Origin of the sequence: Collimonas sp. PA-H2, from assembly GCF_002564105.1 — a bacterium.
Lineage (GTDB): Bacteria > Pseudomonadota > Gammaproteobacteria > Burkholderiales > Burkholderiaceae_D > Collimonas.
The window spans coordinates 245966-267432 of record NZ_PDBX01000002.1; the positions used below are offsets into that span (position 1 = coordinate 245966).

Here is a 21467-nt window from a genome sequence, read left to right on the forward strand (position 1 = left end):
CACCAGCGGCATTTTTATCAGGTGACGAAATTATCCGCCACCGCTCAAGACAGATTAGAACGCCTTTTTCAAGCCCACCTGGAAGGAGTTGGTCTTGTTACCGCCTGCAAACTGACCGTTATAGCTGGCGTAGGCAGTGAAATCCGTCGCCAGTGCAATGCTGGCGCCGAGTTCCAGCCTGGCGCTGTTGCTTGGCCCCTGGTAGGCAGGCAAGCCGAAGCTGCCGGCCATGCCGACCAGATTGGCGCGGACATCGCGCTGACTGTCTTCAAACTCTTTTTCCCAGGCCAGCTTGGCAAACGGCTGTACCGCGTAGCTGCCCAGCGTCAGTTTGCTGGTGACTTGCGCGCCCAGGCTGGAAACCAGCGAATTGCGCCGCTGCGAGCTGAAGTTCATGGCGCTGCTGTCATTGCCGTTTTCCGCATAGCCGCCGACATTGACTTGTTGCCAGGTCAGGTTGGCGACCGGGCTGAGCGTCGCCGCGCCAAGGTCGAAGTCATACTGGCCGCCGATGCGGAACAGGAACTGATGGCCGTTGGCGTTGCCGCTTTCATTGCGGGTAGCGGCGCCCAGCACGATGTTGCGGGTAACGTCCTTGTACTGCAGCGAACCGATCATGCCGATGGCGTTGAGCGCCCAGGCGCCGTCGCGGTACTGGGTGTACGCCGACAGCATGGCCTGGTCCAGCTTGAAACCGCCGGTGTCATTACCGAAATTCGCCCGGTTATGGGCAAAGCCGAAAGCGCCGCCGACCGTCACGTTCTGATTGACTGCATAGTCGGCGCCTACCGTCAGGCTGTTGGCCGAACCGTCCAGGCCTGGGTTGTTGCCATTGTGGTCCAGGCTTTGATGGGTATTGTCGTAAGCTGCATAGGCTTCGACCTGGCCGGCGCGCGGCGTCAGCCGCAAGCGCTCATCGATGACGCGGGTGAGGCTCTGGGCGCTGGCCAGCGGCGCTTCCGCCAGCAGGCCGATCTGGCCTGGCGCCTGCAATACCGATTCAATGTATTGCGCCAGAACGGCATGGCCGGCGCCGGTCGGATGGACGCCGTCGGCAAACAGATAGGTTTGATTAGCGCCCGGAGCGACCAGGGTCGACGTCGTGCAGTTGCCCGAAGACGAAGTGGTGCAGGCTGGCGCGGTGACGTTGGTGAAACCGTACAGACCCGGATTGGCGATCACCTCACGCAGCAAACCGAAGGCGTTGATCGCCACGATATTGCCGCCCAGTCCGCCCAAGCCGTTGTTGAGGGCTGTGTTGAAACTGCTGGAGGAAGCCGTCCACAAAGTGGCCAGCGCCGGAATCGCCGAACCTTCCGGCGTCTTGCCGACATCCGGCAAGTTGACCACGATCACGGTGCCGGCGCCGGCCTGCTGCAACTGCCGCACCAGCCCCACCACGTTGGTGGCCTCGCCGGTCACCAGCTGGATCACCTGGGCGGCGGTGGCGGCTTGCGTCGCCGGATTAAGCAAAGCGCCGGCACTGCTGCTGGTGTAGCCGAAAACATCGTTGGCGCCGGCCCAGACCGCATACAAACCCTTGCTGTCGAGCCGCGGATTGGCCGCCAGGTAGCCATTGACCTGGCTGGTGACGGTCGGCACCAGAGGCGCTGTCGCCGCATCGGGCCAGCCGTTCTGCGCGGTGACGCGGGCGCCGCCGACCGCATAGTCGCTGCCGCCGGCAGCCTGCACCCCGCTCGGCGTCAGGACGGCTGCGGGATTGGCGGTGGTGCCGTATTTATGCGCCAGCAGTTGCGCCCAGACCGGATCGGGATTGGTAGTGAACGAGCGCTGCTGGCCGACGCCGGTAAAATAGCCGCTGTCGGTCAGCGAATCGCCGAAGAACACCATCTGGGAAAAATTCGCCGCGCTGGCCGGAGCACTAATGATGAAGCCGGCGCCGATCAGTGCAGCAGTACGGCTTGCCAGGGTCAGCGCCCGCGACATCGGGCTCAGGCGGAATGATTTTGGTAAAGATATGCGCAATTAAGTCTCCTTCTTGTATTTATAGATTTTGCGCCCTTAATATCTGCCACCCGGCTGCCAAAGTCAATCAACTACATAGGGAAAACACTCGAAAAGCACACTGACAGCGCGACTGGCGCTACACTCGTTGCTGCCGGCGCGCAGCAGCAACAGCGGCAACGGCCAGCCCCTCTCCTTACTCAAGCCGACCATGGATAAAATAGATAAACAGATTCTCGCCATCCTGCAAGAAGATGCCAGCACGCCGGTGGCGGAAATCGCCGAGAAGGTCAATCTTTCGTCGACGCCATGCTGGCGCCGCATCCAGAAGCTGGAAGAAGACGGCGTGATATTGCGCCGCGTGGCGCTGCTGGACGCCGACAAGCTGAATGTCGGCGTGACGGTATTCGTCTCGATCAAGACCAGCCAGCATAACGCCAGCTGGTATGCCCAGTTCAGCAATACCGTCAAACTGATTCCGGAAGTGGTCGAGTTCTACCGCATGAGCGGCAATATCGATTATCTGCTGCGGGTAGTGGTGCCGAACATCGCCGCCTATGATGCGGTGTACCAGAAGCTGACGCAGTCCAACGCCCTGTTCGACGTCAACGCCAGCTTCGCCATGGAGCAGATCAAGCACACCACGGCGCTGCCGCTTGACTATGCCGGACTAGACTAATTTTAAAGCGCTTGTTCCATGCGCTTGAACGCCAAGCCCATGTCGGCGATCAGGTCGTCGATATTCTCCAGCCCGACGTGTATCCGCACCAGCGGATTCGGATAGGTGGTCGCCGAAGCCACCCGGGTCGGCGGTTTGTCCAGCGGCAGAGCCAGGCTTTCAAAGCCGCCCCAGGACAAGCCGATGCCGAACAGTTGCAAGCCGTCGAAGAATTTGGACAGCGCCGGACGGCCGACTTCCTTCAACGCAATCGTAAACAAACCGCTGGCGCCGAGGAAATCGCGCTGCCACAGCTTGTGGCCGGGATCGGACGGCAAGGCCGGATGCAGCACCCGCTCCACCAGCGGCTGGCTCTGCAGGTACTCGGCCAGCTGAATGCCGCTCTCCGAGTGCTGGCGCAGGCGCACCGCCATGCTGCGCATGCCGCGCAAGGCCAGGTAGATATCGTCGGGGCCGGCGGTCTGGCCGAAATCGTGGGCGCCGTTCTTGAGGATGTTCCAGGCGCGCTCATTGGCGCTGGCAACGCCCAGCAAAGCGTCGGAATGGCCGACGATGTACTTGGTGGCGGCGTGGATCGAGACATCGACGCCATGCTCGAACGGCTTGAAGAACAAAGGAGTAGCCCAGGTATTGTCGAGCAGGACGTAGGCGCCGACCTTGTGCGCTTCTTCCGCGATAGCCGGGATGTCTTGTACTTCGAAAGTCCAGGAACCTGGCGACTCGACAAACACCACGCTGGTGTTCGGCCGCATCAGCTGGCGGATGTCGCCGCCGATCAGCGGATCGAAATATTCCACCTCGACGCCCATGCGGTGCAGCACGCGGTCGGCGAAGGTGCGGGTCGGGCCATACACGCTGTCGGTGATCAGGATATGGTCGCCGCTTTTGACGAAAGCCAAGATGCTATGGGTGCAGGCCGACAGGCCGGACGGGAACACCAGGCAGTTATGGCCGCCTTCCAGCGTCACGATCGCCTGCTCGAAGGAGCGCGTGGTCGGGGTGCCGAAGCGGCCGTAGTTGGACATCGGATTGTCGATCTGGCGGCTGGCTTCCCAGTCTTCCAGGTTGTTGGCGATGATGGTCGAGCCGCGGAAAACCGGCGTGTTCACCATCCCCGCAAAGCGCGCAGGCTCGCGGCCGCAATGGACCAGCTGGGTATCGACATGCGTGGCCGGGGAACTGGAAGAATGATCGGTAGACATAGGGACTCCAAAAATAACTGTACGGCGGGATTACCTATGTCTATTGTAGGATTGTGGGCGTGGAAAATCGTCGCAACAAATTGCTTAAAAATAGAATTTATTAGAATATTTTTCTATGTTTTATTTGTTTTAAAGAAAATAAAAACAATACAACATCTTACGATAGCAAATTACTTACACATATTGCCGGCCCAACATATATGTAAAACATATTAATAAGCCACAAATCATATATTTGACACAGCCTTATGGGCAAGGCAATCTAGCAGCAGCCCTAAAGCCATTTTTCTGGAGATGTAGATCATGCCGCAATATCGTTCCCGCACCACCACCCATGGCCGCAACATGGCCGGCGCCCGCGCACTGTGGCGCGCCACAGGCATGAAAGACGGCGATTTCGACAAGCCGATCATTGCGGTGGTCAACTCCTTCACCCAGTTCGTCCCCGGCCACGTCCACCTGAAAGACCTGGGCCAGATGGTCGCGCGCGAAATTGAAGCAGCCGGCGGCGTCGCCAAGGAATTCAATACGATTGCGGTCGACGACGGCATCGCCATGGGTCACGGCGGCATGCTGTATTCGCTGCCGTCGCGCGAACTGATCGCCGATTCGGTCGAATACATGGTCAACGCCCACTGCGCCGACGCCATGGTCTGCATCTCGAATTGCGACAAGATCACCCCCGGCATGCTGATGGCCGCCATGCGCCTGAACATTCCGGTGGTGTTCGTTTCCGGCGGCCCGATGGAAGCCGGCAAAGTGGTGGAAAAACTGCCGGGCGTGGCGGTGATCGACCAGAAGATTTTCAAGATCGACCTGGTGGACGCCATGATCAAGGCCGGCGACGCCTCCGTCAGCGATGCCGACATCGCTGAAATCGAGCGCTCGGCCTGCCCGACCTGCGGCTCTTGTTCCGGCATGTTTACCGCCAACTCGATGAACTGCCTGACCGAAGCGCTGGGCCTGGCCCTGCCCGGCAACGGCACCATCCTCGCCACCCACGCTGACCGCAAGGAATTGTTCCTGCGCGCCGGCCGCCTGATAGTGGAGCTGGCCAAACGCCATTACGAGCAAGACGATTACTCGGTGCTGCCGCGCTCCATCGCCACCAAGGCCTCGTTTGAAAACGCCATGACGCTGGACGTCGCCATGGGCGGCTCGACCAACACCGTGCTGCACTTGCTGGCGGCGGCGCAGGAAGCCGAAGTCGATTTCAAGATGGCCGACATCGACCGCATCTCGCGTCACGTGCCCTGCCTGTGCAAGGTGGCGCCGATGACTGACAAATACCATATCGAAGACGTGCACCGCGCCGGCGGCATCGTCAGCATCCTCGGTGAACTGGCGCGCGCCGGCTTGCTGGACACCAGCCGGCCGACCATCCACGCCAAGACATTGGGTGACTCGATCGCCAATAACGACATCACGCAAACCCAGGACGCCGCCGTGCACAAGCTGTTCAGCGCCGCGCCTGGCGGCGTGCCGACCCAGACTGCGTTTTCGCAGGAAAAGCGCTTCACCAGCCTCGACACCGACCGCAGCAACGGCTGCATCCGCGACAAGGCGCATGCCTATTCGCAGGACGGCGGGCTGGCGGTCTTGTACGGCAACCTGGCGGAAAACGGCTGCATCGTCAAAACCGCCGGCGTCGACGAAAGTATCCTCAAATTCAGCGGCCGCGCGCGCGTCTTTGAAAGCCAGGACGACGCGGTGGAAGCGATTCTCGGCGATACCGTGCACGCCGGCGACGTCGTCATCATCCGCTACGAAGGTCCGAAAGGCGGCCCCGGCATGCAGGAAATGCTGTACCCGACTTCGTACATCAAATCCAAGGGCCTGGGAAAATCCTGCGCACTGTTCACTGACGGCCGCTTCTCCGGCGGCTCGTCCGGCCTGGTGATCGGCCATGCCTCGCCGGAAGCGGCCGAAGGCGGCGCCATCGGCCTGGTGGAAGAAGGCGACATCATCGAAATCGATATCCCGGAACGCCGCATGCACCTGAAAATCAGCGACAGCGAACTGGCCCAGCGGCGCGCGGCGATGGACGCCAAGGGCAAGGATGGCTGGAAGCCGGTCAACCGCCAGCGTTATGTATCGCAGGCATTGCAAGCCTATGCCGCCATGGCGACCTCGGCCGACCGCGGCGCGGTGCGCGATATCAGCCAGCTGAAGCGTTAAACTCAGCGCGATATTCGCTATTGTTTCCTAGCGTTTATCTGGCAAGAAAAATGTAACTCTCTGTAAAGGAGGCCAGTGTAAACAGGCCTCCTTTTTTTTCCTTGATTTGTTATTTTTCTGAAAAAACATGTCCACGGAAAACACGAAATCCGCGAAAAAAGCCGGAGATCGATGGCTGTCGACGCTCTTTTGGGTGTTTTCCGTGCTTTCCGCAGACAAAGACTTCCGCGAATCTCGCGCTGAAAACCCGTCTTCGCGCTACATGCTGCGCTCGCGCCCTGCCTAAACCAGGCTCTCCATATGGTAAAGTTGCAAACCCTGCCGGACCGGCTTTGCGTCCGGCAGTTTCCCGGCTATAGATGACTTCGTTGAATAATCCAGAAATACAAACAGCAGCAACTCACGCTACCAGGCATGCCGTCATTATCGGCGGCGGCCCTGCCGGACTGATGGCGGCCGAAGTGCTGGCCGCCGGCGGCGTCCAGGTGGATGTTTACGACGCCATGCCGTCGGTCGGGCGCAAATTCCTGCTGGCCGGCAAAGGCGGCATGAACCTGACGCATTCCGAACCCTACGAAGCTTTTCTCTCGCGCTACGGCGCACGCCGCGCGCAGATCTCACCCATGCTCGACCAGTTCGGCCCGGATGCGCTGCGCGCATGGGTGCAAAGGCTGGGCATCGAAACTTTCATCGGCTCCTCCGGCCGCGTATTCCCGACCGACATGAAAGCCGCGCCGCTGCTGCGCGCCTGGCTGCAGCGCCTGCGCCAGGCCGGCGTACGGTTCCACATGCGCCATCGCTGGCTGGGCTGGGACCAGCACGACGCCCTCAGTTTCGAGACCCCGCAAGGCAAGCTCACCGTCAAGGCCGATGCAGTAGTGCTGGCGCTCGGCGGCGGCAGCTGGGCGCGGCTCGGCTCCGACGCCAGATGGCTGCCGCTGCTAACGCAACGCGCGGTGCCGGTGGCGCCGTTACGACCATCCAATTGCGGCTTCGACGTCGGCTGGAGCGAATATTTCCGCGACCGCTTTGCCGGCCAGCACCTGAAGTCGGTAGCCATCCTGACCGGCGATGCCGATGGCGAGCAGCCGCCGGCACGCAAGCAGGGAGAGTTTGTCGTCACCGCCGATGGCGTCGAGGGCAGTCTGATCTATGCCCTGTCGGCCGGGCTGCGCGACCGCATCGCCGACAGCGGCGAAGGCACGATGATCCGGATCGACCTGCTGCCGGACTGGCCGCTGCAAAGAGTAATCGACGAAGTAGCGCGGCCGCGCGGCGCCCGCTCCTGGTCCAGCCACCTGCAAAGCCGGCTGGGACTGAAAGGCGTCAAGACCGGCTTGCTGAGAGAGCTGGTGCCGGCCGCCGATTTTATCGATCCGCTGCGGCTGGCGCATGCCATCAAGGCGCTGCCGCTGACCTTGCTGGCGCCGCGTCCTATCGATGAAGCCATCAGCAGCGCCGGCGGCGTGGCGTTTGACGGCATGGACGGGCAACTGATGCTGAACGCCTTGCCCGGCGTGTTTTGCGCCGGTGAAATGCTTGACTGGGAAGCCCCCACCGGCGGCTATCTGCTGACCGCCTGCCTGGCTTCCGGCCGGTCCGCCGGCCATGGCGTTTTGAACTGGTTACCGTAAAATGAGCAATTTACGTACAGGCACTTTACTCATGAACCACGCGGCTGTGCATGGCGCCGCTAGCAGACTTGCATGCAAGTCGACCAAACAAGGCTGAACCGATGAAGGAAGGGAGTGTAAAACCAGGCAAATTGTCGTGGATAGACAAACGGCGCGCCAATCAGCAACGCATCCCCAAGATCGTCGGCGTGCTGATTTCCATCCTGTTCCACATCGTTGGCATCTGGTATCTGCTGACTCAGCTGCCGGTTGAAATGCAATCGCCGGCGCAAGGCAACATGGGCGCGGTCAGCATCACCCTGGCGCCGGCGCCCACCAGCACGCCGAAACCGGCGGTCAAGACCCCGGCCCCGCCGGCCAAGCCCAAGACTGCTCCGGCGCCGACCAAGCCGCGCCGCACTCCTCCCAAGGTCGCGCAGGAGCGCATGCCGATCACGCCGGAGGCGCCGCGCACTGTGGTCACACCTCAGCCTGATGCTCCAAAATACGAGCAATCGGTGCAGGAAGATTTTTCCGCGCATATCCAGGCGCGCCGCGAGCAGCGCGAAGCTGCCCAGGCGCAGGAACGCGCCATGGCAGGCGAAGATTCGCCCAGCGAGGAAGCGCCGCAGTCGCCGAACGACATCGCCAAGGCCAACATCCAGGCGCAAAGAGGCTGGATGGGCATAGACAAGGCGAAGAATGGCGGCATCTTCGAGGTGCGCGACAAGACGCCGTTCCGCGCCAACCTGGTGTTCCACGGCTGGAGCACAGACAACAACCGCAGCGCGACGCAATACATCCCGGTCGAGCGCGGCGGCGAAATCAGCATCGAAGCCGCCATTGTCAACAAGATGATCGACATGATCCGCAAGAAAACCCAGACCGACATCCCCTGGCGCTCGCAACGCCTGGGACGCCTGATCACCCTCAGCGCGCGCGTGAAGGATAGCGACGAACTGCAGCAGTTCCTGATGCGGGAAATGTTCTACCAGGACAGCGCCCCGCCGCGCTGACAGTCGGGCGCTGTCATGGCGCCTGTCCGCTGATTGCCTAAACCGCAAAGAAATGGCGGCTGGGTCTGCTTCCGCTTACAATATCGTCTACAACCGAATACCCAGTGTAGTGTTTCGCCCTTAATGGTAATGGTGTATTTACGTGCCAGGCTAGGCGCAAACCGGAGCGATAGTGGACTATCGCGAGGATTTGCAACGACGCATGGCGCGTAAATACGCCGTTTATTAAGTGCCATTAAGGGCGCAATATTACACTAGCAGTCGGGCGCCAGCGGCGCCTGGGAAAGAACCTATTTAATGCACTCAGTTTTTTATCAGCGGGCCGCCCAATGACGGTAGCGGCGCAAAAAGTCTCACCCGGCATGCAGCAATATCTCGGCATCAAGGCCGACTATCCGGACACGCTCGTGTTCTATCGGATGGGAGATTTCTATGAACTTTTTTTCGAGGACGCGGAAAAGGCCACGCGCCTGCTCGGCATCACGCTGACCTCGCGCGGCACCTACAACAATGCGCCGATCAAGATGTGCGGCGTGCCCTTCCATTCGGCCGACCAGTACCTGGCTAAGCTGATCAAGCTGGGCGAGTCGGTAGCGCTGTGCGAACAGATCGGCGACCCGGCCACCAGCAAGGGCCCGGTCGACCGCAAGGTGCTGCGCGTGATCACGCCCGGCACCCTGACCGACTCCAACCTGCTGCCGGAAAAATCCGACCAGCCGCTGCTGGCCCTGTTCGTCACCCAGCAGCGCAAGACGCTCAAGGTCGGCATGGCCTGGCTGTCGCTCGCCAGCGGCGTGCTGAAGATGATGGAATTCACCTGCGAAGCGGCGACGCTGGACACCCTGCTGAAGCAGGAACTGGAGCGCATCGCGCCGGCTGAAGTGCTGGTGGCCGACATGGTTGACGCCATGCTGGCCAAGGGCGTGGTCGACAAGGCCACCAACGTGCCGGAATGGCACTTCGATATTACCCACGGCCAGAAAGCGCTGCTGGACCAGCTCGCCGTCAGCACCCTGAGCGGTTTCGGCGCCGAGGGCTTGAGCGCTGCCATCGGCGCGGCCGGCGCCTTGCTGCGCTACGCCCAGTCGACTCAGGGTAAGGGCTTGCAGCACGTACGCACGCTCACGGTTGAAACCGAAAATGAATTCATCGGCCTGGACGCCGCCACCCGCCGCAACCTGGAACTGACGGAAACCATACGCGGACAGGACGCCGCATCTGGCGCGCCTACTCTGTTCTCGCTGCTGGACCACTGCCGCACCGCGATGGGCTCGCGCCTGCTGCGCCACTGGCTGCATCACGCCAAGCGCGAACAGACGGTGGCGCGCGGCCGCCACGCCGCGATCGGCGCCTTGATGGCGGCGGATGCCGGCAGCGCCATTTCCAGCACCCTGAGCGCGGTGCCGGATATCGAACGCATTACCGCCCGCATCGCCCTGCTCTCGGCCCGGCCGCGCGACCTGGCCGGTCTGCGCGACGGCTTGCTGCAGCTGGATGCGCTGCGCGCCGACATTGCCATGTGCGGCAGCGAAAGCGAAGCGCCTTTGCTGCGCGAGCTGCAAACGGCGCTGGCAACTCCGATCGACTGCCTGCAGCTGCTGCAAAGCGCGATTGCCGCGGAACCGTCGACCATGGTGCGCGACGGCGGCGTCATCGCCGCCGGCTTCGACGCCGAACTGGACGAGCTGCGCGGACTGTCGGAAAACGCCGGCCAGTTCCTGGTCGACCTGGAAACGCGCGAACGGGCCCGCACCGGCATCGCCAACCTGCGGGTCGAATACAACAAGGTGCATGGCTTCTACATCGAAGTCACGCACGGCCAGACCGACAAGGTGCCGGACGACTACCGCCGCCGTCAGACCCTGAAGAACGCCGAACGCTACATCACGCCGGAACTGAAGGCGTTTGAAGACAAGGCGCTGTCGGCGCAGGAACGGGCCCTGGTCCGCGAAAAAATGCTGTACGAGCAGATCCTGCAAGACCTGGCGCCGCATATCGGCACCCTGCAAAACATCGCCCACGCGCTGGCCCAGCTCGATACCCTGGTGGCGCTGGCGGACCACGCAGCGCGCCATGACTGGTGCCTGCCGCAACTAGTGGCGGAACCGGCGATCCAGATCATGCAAGGCCGCCATCCGGTGGTCGAAAAGCAGATCGAACGCTTCATCGCCAACGACTGCCAGCTGTCGACCGAACGCAAGCTGCTGCTGATCACCGGCCCCAACATGGGCGGTAAATCGACCTTCATGCGCCAGGTGGCGTTGATCACACTGCTGGCTTACGTTGGCAGCTATGTGCCGGCCGACAGTGCAGTGCTGGGACCTATCGACCGTATCTTCACCCGTATCGGCGCCGCCGACGACCTGGCCGGCGGCCGCTCAACTTTCATGGTGGAGATGACCGAATCGGCGGCCATCCTAAACGGCGCCACTGAAAACTCGCTGGTGCTGATGGATGAAGTGGGCCGCGGCACCTCGACCTTCGACGGCCTGGCGCTGGCCTGGGCGATCGCCCGCCACCTGATCGACGTCAGCCGCAGCTTCACCCTGTTTGCCACGCACTACTTTGAACTGACCCAGCTGCCGGACCTGCATCCGTCGGCCTCCAACGTACATCTGTCGGCGGTCGAGCACAAGGACAGTATCGTTTTCCTGCACGCGGTCCAGGCTGGTCCGGCATCGCAAAGCTATGGCTTGCAGGTGGCGCAACTGGCTGGCGTACCATCGCCAGTAATCCGCGCCGCGCGCAAGCATCTGGCTCTGCTGGAGTCGCAATCGATGCAGGCGACGCCGCAGTTCGACCTGTTTGCACAGGCGGCCAGCATGGATGAGCATGAAGAAGCCGACACCAGCAATGGCAGCGACGCTTTGGGTGGCGAGCTGATCGCAACCCTGGATGGCATCGACCCCGACGCCCTGACGCCGCGCGAAGCACTAGAGCAGTTGTACCGCCTGAAGCATCTGGCGACGGCGCAAAAAAACTGATGGAAGCCGCGCTGCTACGCAAACCACCGGTGGCCCTGCTGTCGAGACTGGCGCTTCTGCTCAGCCTGACAGCGGCACTGACGGTCAATTGCGGCGCGGCTCTGGCCGACACCACCAGCTTCAGCTTTGCCGTGATCGCCCACGCTTTCCGCAGCAACTCCGACGAAACCACGCTGCGCAACGCCATCGCCGAAACCGATGCCGACAACCTGGCGTTTGTGGTGGCGAATGGCATCAAAGCCAGCAGCGAGCCTTGCTCGGACAAGTTGTACAGCCAACGCAAGGCTTTGTTAAGCAGCGCCAAAAACGGCTTGATCGTGTCGCTCTCGGCAAGCGACTGGGTAACCTGCCGCACCGCGGCCGACCGCTCGGCCGCGATCGAACGCCTGAACCGGGTGCGCGACCTGTTCTTCTCCGACGAATTCTCTTTCGGCGACAGCAAGATCCCCCTGATCAGGCAATCGACCTCGCCAAAATTCCACAGCTATGTGGAAAACGCCAGATGGGAGATCGGCAACGTGGTATTCGCCACCATCAATCTGCCGGCCAGCAACAACCACTATCTGGCGGAAGGCGGCCGCAACAGCGAATTCGAAGACCGGCAGATCGCCAACCGCGAATGGCTGCAGCGGATTTTCCTGAATGCGGCGCAAAAAAAATCGGATGCGGTCGTCTTGTTTTGCGATGGCGATCCGCTGGCGACCCAGCGTCACCGAGTCTTCGATTTCAACGTCAAGCGCGACGGCTTCGCCGAAATCCGCCAGCGCATCAGCGTCCACGCCAGCCAGTTCGGCGGCAAGGTGCTGATCATCCACGGCCCGCATGGCGCCGACGCGCCCGCCTCGACTGCTATCGTCTGGCAACGCAACCTGGGCGACCTGGAAGTCAGCGGCAGCTGGCTGAAAGTCAATTTCGACCCGGCCAATCCCAAGCTGTTCGATCTTGGCAAGAACGCCGACCAGGCAAAGCTGACGCGCCGCTAAGCACGCCATCCCCCGCCTGAGAACCTGCGTTCTAAGGACACGCCTAAGTTTCGCATCAATTAATAAAATATCTATTTTTTAGCACGCTCCTTTGCGAAGATAGCTGTTGCAAATGCGTATATTAAAAACATTACGCATGGTTGTCACTTGACACCCAGCATGCAACCATCTACACTGGAGACGTTAATGACTCGCCCCGCTCATCCGCAAAAGGAAATCGAAAAGTCTCTTAAGCATGCGGAAAGCTGCGGCTGGCGAGTGAAGCTTGGCGGCAGTCACGCCTGGGGCAAGATCTACTGTCCTTATAACGATGCGGAATGCCGTTGCGGCGAATTCTGCATCACCTGCGTCTGGAGCTCGCCCAGGAATCCGGGCAATCATGCCCGCGCCTTAATGCGCGTGGTGGACAACTGCACGACGCACAGGCAGCAGATAGCAACAAAAAAACCGGAGTAATACCATCATGGAATACACCTTCACCCTGAAGTACCAGCTCTCTGCCGCGGACTGCGACCATGATCAGCTGGTCGAGCGCCTCGGCGCTGCCGGTTGCGATGACGCCCTGGTCGGCGTCGGCCAGGTGCGCCGCATCGCCCTCGAATTCACCCGCGAATCCGCAACAGCCGAAGCCGCGCTGCTAAGTGCGCTGGCAGACATCAAGCGCGCCATTCCCGGCGCCAGGCTGATCGAGGCGACGCCCGATTTCGTGGGACTGACCGATGTGGCGGAACTGCTGGGCGTGAGTCGCCAGAATATGCGCAAGCTGATGGTTAACAATGCCAGTTTTCCAGCCCCGATTCATGACGGCAACGTCGCCATCTGGCATCTGGCTGATGTCTTCGCATGGCTAACGTGGAAAGGCGGCTATCAATTGGAGCAAAGAACGGTTGCTGTGGCAAAGGCTGCCAAGCAAATCAACCTGGCCAGGGAGGCTGGCCAGCTTGCCCCGGAAATGCGGCTCGAAGTACAAGCCTTGTTCGCCTAGGGTCCCGCTAACGGACCCCGGCATTTTCCGGGAACGGCATCGCATGGGCGGCAGCAACCGCCCTGCGATTTAGTGGATAGGATGACTGCGGAAATGATCATCCGCGCCATCTTCGTCCTGGTCGTCGTGATGATGACCGTGGGCGCCGTGGACATGCTGATGCGCGATTTCTTCTTCTGTCGCAGCGCGGACTTCCGTCACGTTCAGATCGAAACGCAAGGCGATGCCGGCCAGCGGATGATTACCGTCGAGCACGACCTTGTCGTCGGCAATATCGGTCACCGTGAAAATCAGGGCTTGCTCTTCCTCATCTTCATTGTCTGGCGTGCCTTCAAATTGCATACCGACTTCCAGCGGTGTCGGCAAACGGTTGCGCGGCTCTATCTTGACCAGGTTCGAATCGTATTCGCCAAAGGCGTCGTCCGGCTCGACCTGCAGCTCGGTGTGATAGCCGGTTTCCTTGCCATCCAGTGCTTCTTCGATTTTCGGCAACGTGTTTTCATAGCCGCCGTGCAAATACACCATCGGCTCGCTGCTTTCTTCGATCAGATTGCCTTGGGCATCTGACAATTTGTAGCGTACAGTCACTACCGTATTTTTGGCAATCTTCATGATCATTCCTTTCATTTAACATGCGTTGGGATTATACCCGCCGGAATGGCTCAGCCTTGCCGAGAACGCAAAATTTACTCACTCAACGTTAGCCCAGGCCGCTGGAAATTGCCGATAGCGCACGGAATCATTAGTCCTGCCTAATTTTACGGCATGCAACCCGATATAATACGCGCATGAAAAATTCCACACTCCTGGGCGAACTGACGCCCGCACAATTCCTGCGCGACTACTGGCATAAAAAGCCGCTGCTAATCCGTCAAGCCTTGCCCGGCTTTAAACCGCTGCTATCGCCCGAGGCGCTGTTTGAACTGGCCCGGCGCGACGACGTCGAATCGCGGCTGGTCACACATTTCAAGCAGCAATGGCAAGTCAGCAACGGCCCGGTCACCGATTTGCCGACGACTGAGCAAAAAGACTGGACCCTGCTGGTGCAAGGCGTCAACCTGCATGACGACAACGCCGACGCCTTGCTACGCCAGTTCCGCTTCATTCCCGACGCCCGCCTGGACGACCTGATGATCAGCTACGCCACCGACACCGGCGGCGTCGGTCCGCACTTCGATTCCTACGATGTCTTCCTGCTGCAGGCGCATGGCCAGCGGCGCTGGAAAATCGGCGCCACCCAGGACCTGAGCCTGGTGGAAGGCAGCGCCTTGAAGATCCTCAAGAATTTCAAGCCCGAAGAGGAGTTCGTGCTCGAGCCCGGCGACATGCTCTACCTGCCGCCGCAATATGCGCACGACGGCGTCGCCGTCGGCGAATGCATGACCTATTCGATCGGCTTCCGCGCACCGCCGTTCCAGGAATTGGGCGAAGCCTTCCTGCAATTCATGGCCGACTCGATCGACCTGCCCGGCCGCTATGCCGATCCGCAACTGGAAGCCAGCAAGCATCCGGCGGAAATCAGCGGCAGCATGCTGACGCAGATTGCGGATGAGCTGAATAAAGTGCGCTTCACCGATGACGACATCGCCATCTTCGTTGGCCAGTACCTGTCTGAACCAAAGGCCAGCGTATTCTTCGACTCGCCGGCCAAGCCGCTGACGCTGGCGCGCTTTACCGCCGCGCTCGGCAAGCGCGGCGTAGCGCTGTCGCGCAAGACCCAGATGCTGTATCGCGGCAAGCACGTATTCATCAATGGCGAATCGTTTTCCATCGGCCGCGCCGACAAGGCATCGCTGACCTTGCTGGCCGACGAACGCCGTCTGGACAGCGCAGCAGCCGCAAAAGTATCGACCGACGTGCTGGAAGCGTTGCACACCTGGTACGAAGACGGCTGGGTTACGCTCGGCTGATTGTGGCGGGATGTTTTTGGAATGGTGAATTTTTTCCGGGAACATCCACCTCTCGCTCCGAAAAAGTAAAGTCGATTTTATTATTTGCTTACGATATTTGAATATCTGCTAAAGGCTGAAACACCTGCTGCATAAAAACCGTGCATAAAACAAATAGAAATTCGTTAAATGTAATTAATAATAAAACAAACATCGAATTAATATTTACTGCCAGTTTGCTTAAATATTATTCACAATTGACAGTATTTAACAAATCCAAAGTCAATCCAACAGTAAACGACGCCTGCCATAGCACTGTTTCGACGGCAATCGCCCTACACCTTTTAACAGTAATTCTGACAGCCGGCAGCGCTCACGCATCATCCATAAAATTGAAGCGGCTTCCATAAGATTGAAAAGCGCTGTTGCGTTGATACAAATTCTTACCAAATAGCAAACCGTCAATGTCATATTTAACAAATTCCGGCTATAATCCTGAGCTGGAAAGTTTTTGTTGCAACGCGATGCGCAGTCCCGGCAAAGCACTGCGAAAACATCCTGTAGAGCGATAATTACCGGTAATTATTCATCGCAAAAATTTTGATTACTACTGAAGGAACATTCATGAAAAAAACACTGTTGATCGCATCCCTGTTGGCTCTGACTCTGGCTGCTTGCGGCAAAAAAGACGAAGCTCCTGCTGCTGACGCTTCGGCTCCAGCACCAATGGCTGCTCCAGCACCTGCTGCTGCTGACGCTGCCGCTTCCGCTGCATCCGACGCTGCTGCTGCTGCAACTGCCGCTGGTTCCGCTGCTGCTGACGCTGCAACTGCTGCTGGTTCCGCCGCTGCTGCTGCTGGCTCCGCTGCTGCTGATGCTGCTCACACAGCTGTTGACGCTGCTGCTGACGCTGCCAAAGCTGCTGCCGCACCTGCTGCTTCCAAGTAATCATTGGTTGCGTAGAAAAAGCCGACCTCTGGTCGGCTTTTTTATTGCCTGCGTTTTAACGCCAGGCCACCCCTCTCGCCTTCTCTTCCCTTATCCGCAACAGCTCACATCTCGATCCAGCTGAAACCCTCTTCCTGGCAAGCGATCGTGATCTCCACCAATTCGTTGTGACGGGCATCGGACAATGCCGCGTAAGCCAGCTCCGGCAAGTTATTGCGGGCACTCAGATGTGCGCCCACCACCTTGCGCAATCTCGACTGGTCCAGCGCCTTCAAAATTTCACACGCTGCCTGGTTCGACAAATGGCCGTACTCGCCGCCGATGCGACGCTTGAGCGAAGGCGGATAGGCCGAGTTGCGCAGCATCTCGCGATCATGGTTGCATTCCAACACCAGCGCATCGCTGCCACCCAAGGCTTGCACCAGGTGATCGGTCAGCTTGCCGGCATCGGTGAGCACGCCCAGCTTATGCTTGCCATCGGTGGCGACGTACTGCACCGGCTCGCGCGCATCATGCGGGACTGTATAGGGGATTAATTGCAGATCGCCGATGGCGAGGGCTTCGCCGTCGCGGCAAAAGCCGACCGTCACGCCGGAGCAATCCTGGCGCAGCGCCTGGAAGGTGCCGTAGGTAAGCCAGACCGGCAAGCGATGGCGGCGGGCGAACTTGAAAACGCCGCCGATGTGGTCTTGATGTTCGTGGGTGACGACAATTGCAGAGAGGGAGGCGCCATCCAGGCCCAGGCGGGCCAGACGCCTTTCGGTTTCGCGTATGCCGAAACCGCAGTCGAGCATCACATTGGTCGTGCTGCCGGCGGAAGTAGCCGATATCAGCAGTGCGTTGCCTTCACTACCACTACCCAAACTTGCGAATTTCAAGGATAGGTCCTATAGCTTAAGAAACGCACCGCAGTTTTGCCGGCATGCCAGATGAACAGATTTACTTCAGCTGTTCATTCAGCAATGCCAGGATCTTGTCGGAAGTTTTCGACAATTCAGGCTTGCCATCCTTGTTCAGCACAGTAACCTGGCTGCCGGCATCCGAACCCTTGACGGCAATGCGATAGCTGGCTGCATTCTTTGCCTTGTCGCTGTCCGAGCTGCTGAATATCTTGGCGAAGAAACCCTTGTCCGATTTCTTGTCCTTGGCATCCGCATCCTGGTCAACGTAGCGCACGAAGTACACGCCTTGCGTACGGTCACGGTCTTCCACGGTAAAGCCGACACGGTCCAGCGCCAGGCCGACGCGACGCCATGCGCGGTCGAAGCCTTCATCTATCTGGACGAAGTCGCCGGCAGCATTCTTGACCAGCTTGGAACGCGCCTGCAGCGACGGCGTATTGGCCACAGCGGCCTTGGCCTTCACTTCATCGGCGCCCAGGCGGCCCATCAGGCGCGACAGAAATTCTGCTTCCAGCTGCGGATCGGCGGGGCGTGCGGTCCAGATGCTGGATTCTTTTTGCGCGCCGGACAAGACTTCTTCGGCGCCGCGGTGGCTGACGTAGATTTCGGTAGTGCCGTTCGGACCACGCTCCAGACGGGTGCGGAACTTGTCGCGCTCACCTGTCGAATACAGCGAATCGAATACCTTGCCCAGGGTGTTGCGGACGAAATCCTGCGGGATCTTGGCGCGGTTTTCAGCCCAGTCGGTTTCCATCACGCCGGTTTCCGGATTTTCGATATTGATCAGGAAGCCTGAATCCTGCCAGAAATCCTTGACCTTAGGCCACAGGTTTTCAGGCGTTGAACTGACTACCAGCCAGCGCTGCGAACCATCGCGCTCGATGTGCATGTCAGGCGCCGCATTAGGCGCAACCGCCGCTGCCGCTGCCGCCGGACGCGCACCTTGCTCCAGGTTGTAGCCGGAGGCAGTGGCTGTACCTGCATTCGTCTCAGGGATGGCATAACGATTTTCACGCTGCAGCTGGGTCAGGTCGGGCGGGATGTCCAGCTTCGGCGCCGTTACCTTGCCTGCGCTTTTGTAATCGATACGATCCGGCTCAAGCACCGAATTGATCGAAGAGCATCCTGCCAGACCGGCCAGCGCCAAAGCGATAACAATGCCACGTTGTGGGAGACTGAATTGAGTCGATGGAATGTTCTTGCGAATAGTCATGTGGATACAGGATCAAAAAGACGAAGGAAATTTTAGTGTAGTGTTTCGCAGATCATGAAACTCTACACTAGAGAAAACGCCTGTCAGCGCAGCTTATTGTAATACACCCGCTTCACGCAACGCCGCGCGGACGGTTTCATGATATTCAGCGGCCAGCGGCACCAGCGGCAAACGGATGCCGTCCGCCATCATGCCCATCTCGGTGAGCGCCCATTTCACGGGCAAGGGATTCGGCTCCACAAACAACTTGTTATGCAGAGGCAAAAGCTTGTTGTTCAATTTGACAGCTTCCGCCACGTTTCCGTTCATTGCCGCCACGCACAGCAGGTGCATGTCGCGCGGCGCGACGTTGGCGGTCACGGAAATATTGCCCTTGCCGCCGCAGAACATCAGCGCCATCGCAGTGGCGTCGTCGCCGGAATATACGGCAAATTCAGGCGGCGCCAGGCGAATCAGGTCGGAACCGCGGCCGATGTTGCCGGTAGCATCCTTGACGCCGATGATTCCCGGCACCTGCGCCAGGCGCAGAATGGTTTCGTTGCTCATGTCGGCAACGGTGCGGCCAGGAACGTTGTACAGGATAACAGGCAGATCGACCGATTCGGCGATCTTCTTGAAATGCTGGTACATGCCCTCTTGCGTCGGCCGGTTGTAGTAAGGCACGACCTGCAGCGATGCATCGGCGCCGGCTTCCTTGGCGAAGCGGGTCAGCTGTATCGCTTCCGCGGTGGAATTGCCGCCGCTGCCGGCGATGATAGGGATGCGCTTGGCGGCGTGATCGACCGCCAGCTTGATCAGGGCGCAATGCTCTTCAACCGTGACTGTCGGCGACTCGCCTGAAGTGCCGACGATGACGATCGCATCGGTGCCTTCGGCAACGTGCCAATCAATCAGTTTGCGCAAACCCGGCAAGTCGAGACTGCCGTCGGTATGCATGGGAGTAACGATTGCAACAATGCTGCCCTTGATCATGATCGTGAATGCGGAAAAATAAAAGACTGATTGTAGCGGATCATAGTGGCTGTGGGGTATTTCCGCTTGTAAAACAAGGTGTAAATACAATTACCTTACGGCAACACACCAACTGGACTATTCATGTTTTCAGGCGACACGACGCGCCGAAGCTACTCCGCCAGGCTGCTTGATGGCGCACAGCCGCTGCACCATGGCCGCTTTCGGCTGCTCCACGTAGCCGTCCTCAAAGGCCAGCACATGCCAGCGGCTGGCGCTATCGGCCGCCAGCAAGGCTAGCAATTCGCCCGGCTGCAACAGGAAATCAGGATTAGAAGGCTTGCCAAAATGCTCATTACCAGCGGCAAATGTTTCGTAAAGTAAAACGCCCTGCGCCGCGATGCTGTCCAGGATCAGCGGAAACAAGGGACGGTGCAGGTAATTGGTAACCACCACGCCGCTAAACCGATGGGGCCGGAACAGCTGCGCCAGCGCCTCGGCATCGCCGCTTTCCAGGTCAACCTGGCGGGTAGCAACGCCGACCGCATCGATCTCGGCCAGCGCGGCCGCATCGCGGTCGACCGCCAGCACGCTGAGATTCTGGCTCAGGCTGGCCAGCCACAAGGCGTGGCGGCCGCTGCCGCATGCCAGATCCAATACGGCGCCGGCCGGGATCAGGCGGCCGAAGCGGCCGATCCAGGGCGAGACAGGATTCGATGCAGGACTGGTCTCAGTGCTCATGGGAGAATTAGCTATAGCCCAGGCCCATGGCTTCGCGCACGTCGCGCATCGTATCCTGCGCCAGCTTGCGTGCGTGGTCGCAGCCATCCGCCACGATCGCCCGCACCAGCGACGGATCGTCCAGATATTGCTGGGCCCGCTCGTGCATCGGCTCCTGCTCGCGGATGATGGCGTCGATCACCGGCTGCTTGCATTCAAGGCAGCCAATGCCGGCGCTGCGGCAGCCCTTGGCGGCCCATGCGCGGGTAGCGTCGTCGGAATACACGACGTGGAACTGCCATACCGGGCATTTGTCCGGATTGCCCGGATCGGTGCGGCGCACCCGCGCCGGGTCGGTCGGCATGGTGCGCACTTTCTTGCTGACCACGTCCTTTTCCTCGCGCAGGGCGATGGCGTTGCCATAGCTCTTGGACATCTTCTGCCCGTCCAGCCCCGGCAGGCGCGACGACTCGGTCAACAACGCCTGCGGCTCCGACAATATCAGCTTGCGGCTGCCTTCGAGGAAACCGAACAGACGCTCGCGGTCTATCATGGACAGGTTCTGGGCATCGTCCAGCATCGCCTTGGCCTGCTCCAGCGCGTTCTCGCTGCCTTGCTGCTGGAACTGGGTGCGCAGCTCGTTGTACAGCTTGGCGCGCTTGCTGCCGAGCTTCTTGACCGCTTCCTGGGCCTTTTCTTCAAAGCCCTTTTCCTTGCCGTACAGATGATTGAAGCGGCGCGCGATTTCGCGCATCATTTCTATATGCGGCACCTGGTCGTCGCCCACCGGCACCTGGCTGGCGCGATAGATCAGGACGTCGGCCGCCTGCAGCAGCGGATAGCCGAGGAAGCCGTAGGTGGCCAAATCGCGGTCGGCCAGTTTTTCCTGCTGATCCTTGTAGGTCGGCACCCGCTCCAGCCAGCCCAGCGGCGTAGCCATCGACAGCAGCAGATGCAATTCGGCGTGTTCCGGCACCTTGGACTGGATGAACAAGGTCGCCTGTGAGGGATCGACGCCGGCCGCCAGCCAGTCGACCAGCATGTCCCAGACACTGGTTTCGATCACGCTGGGATCGTCGTAGTGCGTGGTCAGCGCATGCCAGTCGGCGACGAAAAACAGGCAAGGCAATTCGGATTGCAGCCTTATCCAGTTTTTCAGCGCGCCGTGATAATGGCCAAGATGCAAGGCGCCGGTCGGGCGCATACCGGAGACAACACGATCAGGATACATGGTTGATT

19 protein-coding genes are annotated in these 21467 nt (G+C 59.9%); 10 read left to right on the forward strand and 9 right to left on the reverse strand.

The window, feature by feature from the left end; translation table 11 throughout:
• Positions 1-54 precede the first annotated feature (54 nt).
• Entirely contained in the window at positions 55-1986 is a 1932-nt protein-coding gene (locus BCF11_RS26670; protein ID WP_143751534.1) for an autotransporter outer membrane beta-barrel domain-containing protein, read from the reverse strand.
• A gap of 190 nt (positions 1987-2176) precedes the next feature.
• Here BCF11_RS26670 and BCF11_RS26675 point away from each other — a divergent pair, with 190 nt between their 5' ends.
• On the forward strand, positions 2177-2644 hold the full coding sequence (locus BCF11_RS26675) for an Lrp/AsnC family transcriptional regulator (protein WP_098498002.1): 468 nt from the start codon (positions 2177-2179) through the stop codon (positions 2642-2644).
• A 2-nt stretch (positions 2645-2646) separates the two neighbouring features.
• Here BCF11_RS26675 and metC read toward each other — a convergent pair whose 3' ends face one another.
• Positions 2647-3846: a cystathionine beta-lyase gene (metC, locus tag BCF11_RS26680; protein ID WP_098497875.1), complete on the reverse strand. Its 1200-nt coding sequence runs from the start codon at positions 3844-3846 to the stop codon at positions 2647-2649.
• Positions 3847-4149: 303 nt separating this feature from the next.
• Here metC and ilvD point away from each other — a divergent pair, with 303 nt between their 5' ends.
• The 8 genes from ilvD to BCF11_RS26715 all read left to right on the forward strand — a co-directional run bounded on the left by ilvD (position 4150) and on the right by BCF11_RS26715 (position 13605).
• Complete coding sequence (gene ilvD / locus BCF11_RS26685) at positions 4150-6024, forward strand: dihydroxy-acid dehydratase (RefSeq protein WP_098497876.1); 1875 nt, start codon at positions 4150-4152, stop codon at positions 6022-6024.
• Between the two features lie 127 nt (positions 6025-6151).
• The gene (locus BCF11_RS28115) at positions 6152-6310 is read left to right on the forward strand and encodes a hypothetical protein (RefSeq protein ID WP_158229296.1); all 159 of its coding nucleotides are present in this window, start codon (positions 6152-6154) and stop codon (positions 6308-6310) included.
• Between the two features lie 73 nt (positions 6311-6383).
• Entirely contained in the window at positions 6384-7658 is a 1275-nt protein-coding gene (locus BCF11_RS26690; RefSeq protein ID WP_098497877.1) for a TIGR03862 family flavoprotein, read from the forward strand.
• A gap of 101 nt (positions 7659-7759) precedes the next feature.
• Positions 7760-8653 (forward strand): hypothetical protein, encoded by an 894-nt coding sequence (locus tag BCF11_RS26695; protein WP_143751535.1) that lies wholly within the window; start codon positions 7760-7762, stop codon positions 8651-8653.
• Between the two features lie 329 nt (positions 8654-8982).
• Entirely contained in the window at positions 8983-11637 is a 2655-nt protein-coding gene (gene mutS / locus BCF11_RS26700) for a DNA mismatch repair protein MutS (protein ID WP_098497879.1), read from the forward strand.
• The gene (locus BCF11_RS26705) at positions 11637-12620 is read left to right on the forward strand and encodes a hypothetical protein (RefSeq protein ID WP_098497880.1); all 984 of its coding nucleotides are present in this window, start codon (positions 11637-11639) and stop codon (positions 12618-12620) included. Before mutS ends, BCF11_RS26705 begins: the two co-directional genes overlap by 1 nt.
• A 186-nt stretch (positions 12621-12806) precedes the next feature.
• Positions 12807-13076 (forward strand): hypothetical protein, encoded by a 270-nt coding sequence (locus BCF11_RS26710; protein ID WP_098497881.1) that lies wholly within the window; start codon positions 12807-12809, stop codon positions 13074-13076.
• A gap of 7 nt (positions 13077-13083) precedes the next feature.
• Positions 13084-13605: an AlpA family transcriptional regulator gene (locus tag BCF11_RS26715; protein ID WP_098497882.1), complete on the forward strand. Its 522-nt coding sequence runs from the start codon at positions 13084-13086 to the stop codon at positions 13603-13605.
• A 69-nt stretch (positions 13606-13674) separates the two neighbouring features.
• Here BCF11_RS26715 and BCF11_RS26720 read toward each other — a convergent pair whose 3' ends face one another.
• Positions 13675-14217, reverse strand: a complete 543-nt coding sequence (locus BCF11_RS26720) for a peptidylprolyl isomerase (protein WP_061946072.1) — start codon at positions 14215-14217, stop codon at positions 13675-13677.
• Between the two features lie 176 nt (positions 14218-14393).
• On the opposite strand from BCF11_RS26720, the gene BCF11_RS26725 reads away from it, so the two are divergent.
• The gene (locus BCF11_RS26725) at positions 14394-15515 is read left to right on the forward strand and encodes a cupin domain-containing protein (protein WP_098497883.1); all 1122 of its coding nucleotides are present in this window, start codon (positions 14394-14396) and stop codon (positions 15513-15515) included.
• 601 nt (positions 15516-16116) lie between these two features.
• On the opposite strand, the gene BCF11_RS28740 is transcribed toward BCF11_RS26725, so the two are convergent.
• The 6 genes from BCF11_RS28740 to BCF11_RS26755 all read right to left on the reverse strand — a co-directional run bounded on the left by BCF11_RS28740 (position 16117) and on the right by BCF11_RS26755 (position 21459).
• The gene (locus BCF11_RS28740) at positions 16117-16446 is read right to left on the reverse strand and encodes a hypothetical protein (RefSeq protein ID WP_158229297.1); all 330 of its coding nucleotides are present in this window, start codon (positions 16444-16446) and stop codon (positions 16117-16119) included.
• A 100-nt stretch (positions 16447-16546) separates the two neighbouring features.
• On the reverse strand, positions 16547-17320 hold the full coding sequence (locus BCF11_RS26735) for an MBL fold metallo-hydrolase (protein WP_098497885.1): 774 nt from the start codon (positions 17318-17320) through the stop codon (positions 16547-16549).
• A gap of 61 nt (positions 17321-17381) precedes the next feature.
• Positions 17382-18557 carry an outer membrane protein assembly factor BamC gene (gene bamC, locus BCF11_RS26740; protein ID WP_098497886.1) on the reverse strand — a complete coding sequence of 392 codons (1176 nt, stop codon included), beginning with the start codon at positions 18555-18557 and terminating at the stop codon, positions 17382-17384.
• A 93-nt stretch (positions 18558-18650) separates the two neighbouring features.
• Positions 18651-19529, reverse strand: a complete 879-nt coding sequence (dapA, locus tag BCF11_RS26745) for a 4-hydroxy-tetrahydrodipicolinate synthase (RefSeq protein ID WP_098497887.1) — start codon at positions 19527-19529, stop codon at positions 18651-18653.
• A gap of 129 nt (positions 19530-19658) precedes the next feature.
• Entirely contained in the window at positions 19659-20249 is a 591-nt protein-coding gene (locus tag BCF11_RS26750; RefSeq protein ID WP_098497888.1) for a bifunctional 2-polyprenyl-6-hydroxyphenol methylase/3-demethylubiquinol 3-O-methyltransferase UbiG, read from the reverse strand.
• A 7-nt stretch (positions 20250-20256) separates the two neighbouring features.
• Positions 20257-21459 carry a tryptophan--tRNA ligase gene (locus BCF11_RS26755; protein ID WP_098497889.1) on the reverse strand — a complete coding sequence of 401 codons (1203 nt, stop codon included), beginning with the start codon at positions 21457-21459 and terminating at the stop codon, positions 20257-20259.
• Between the last annotated feature and the right edge of the window lie 8 nt (positions 21460-21467).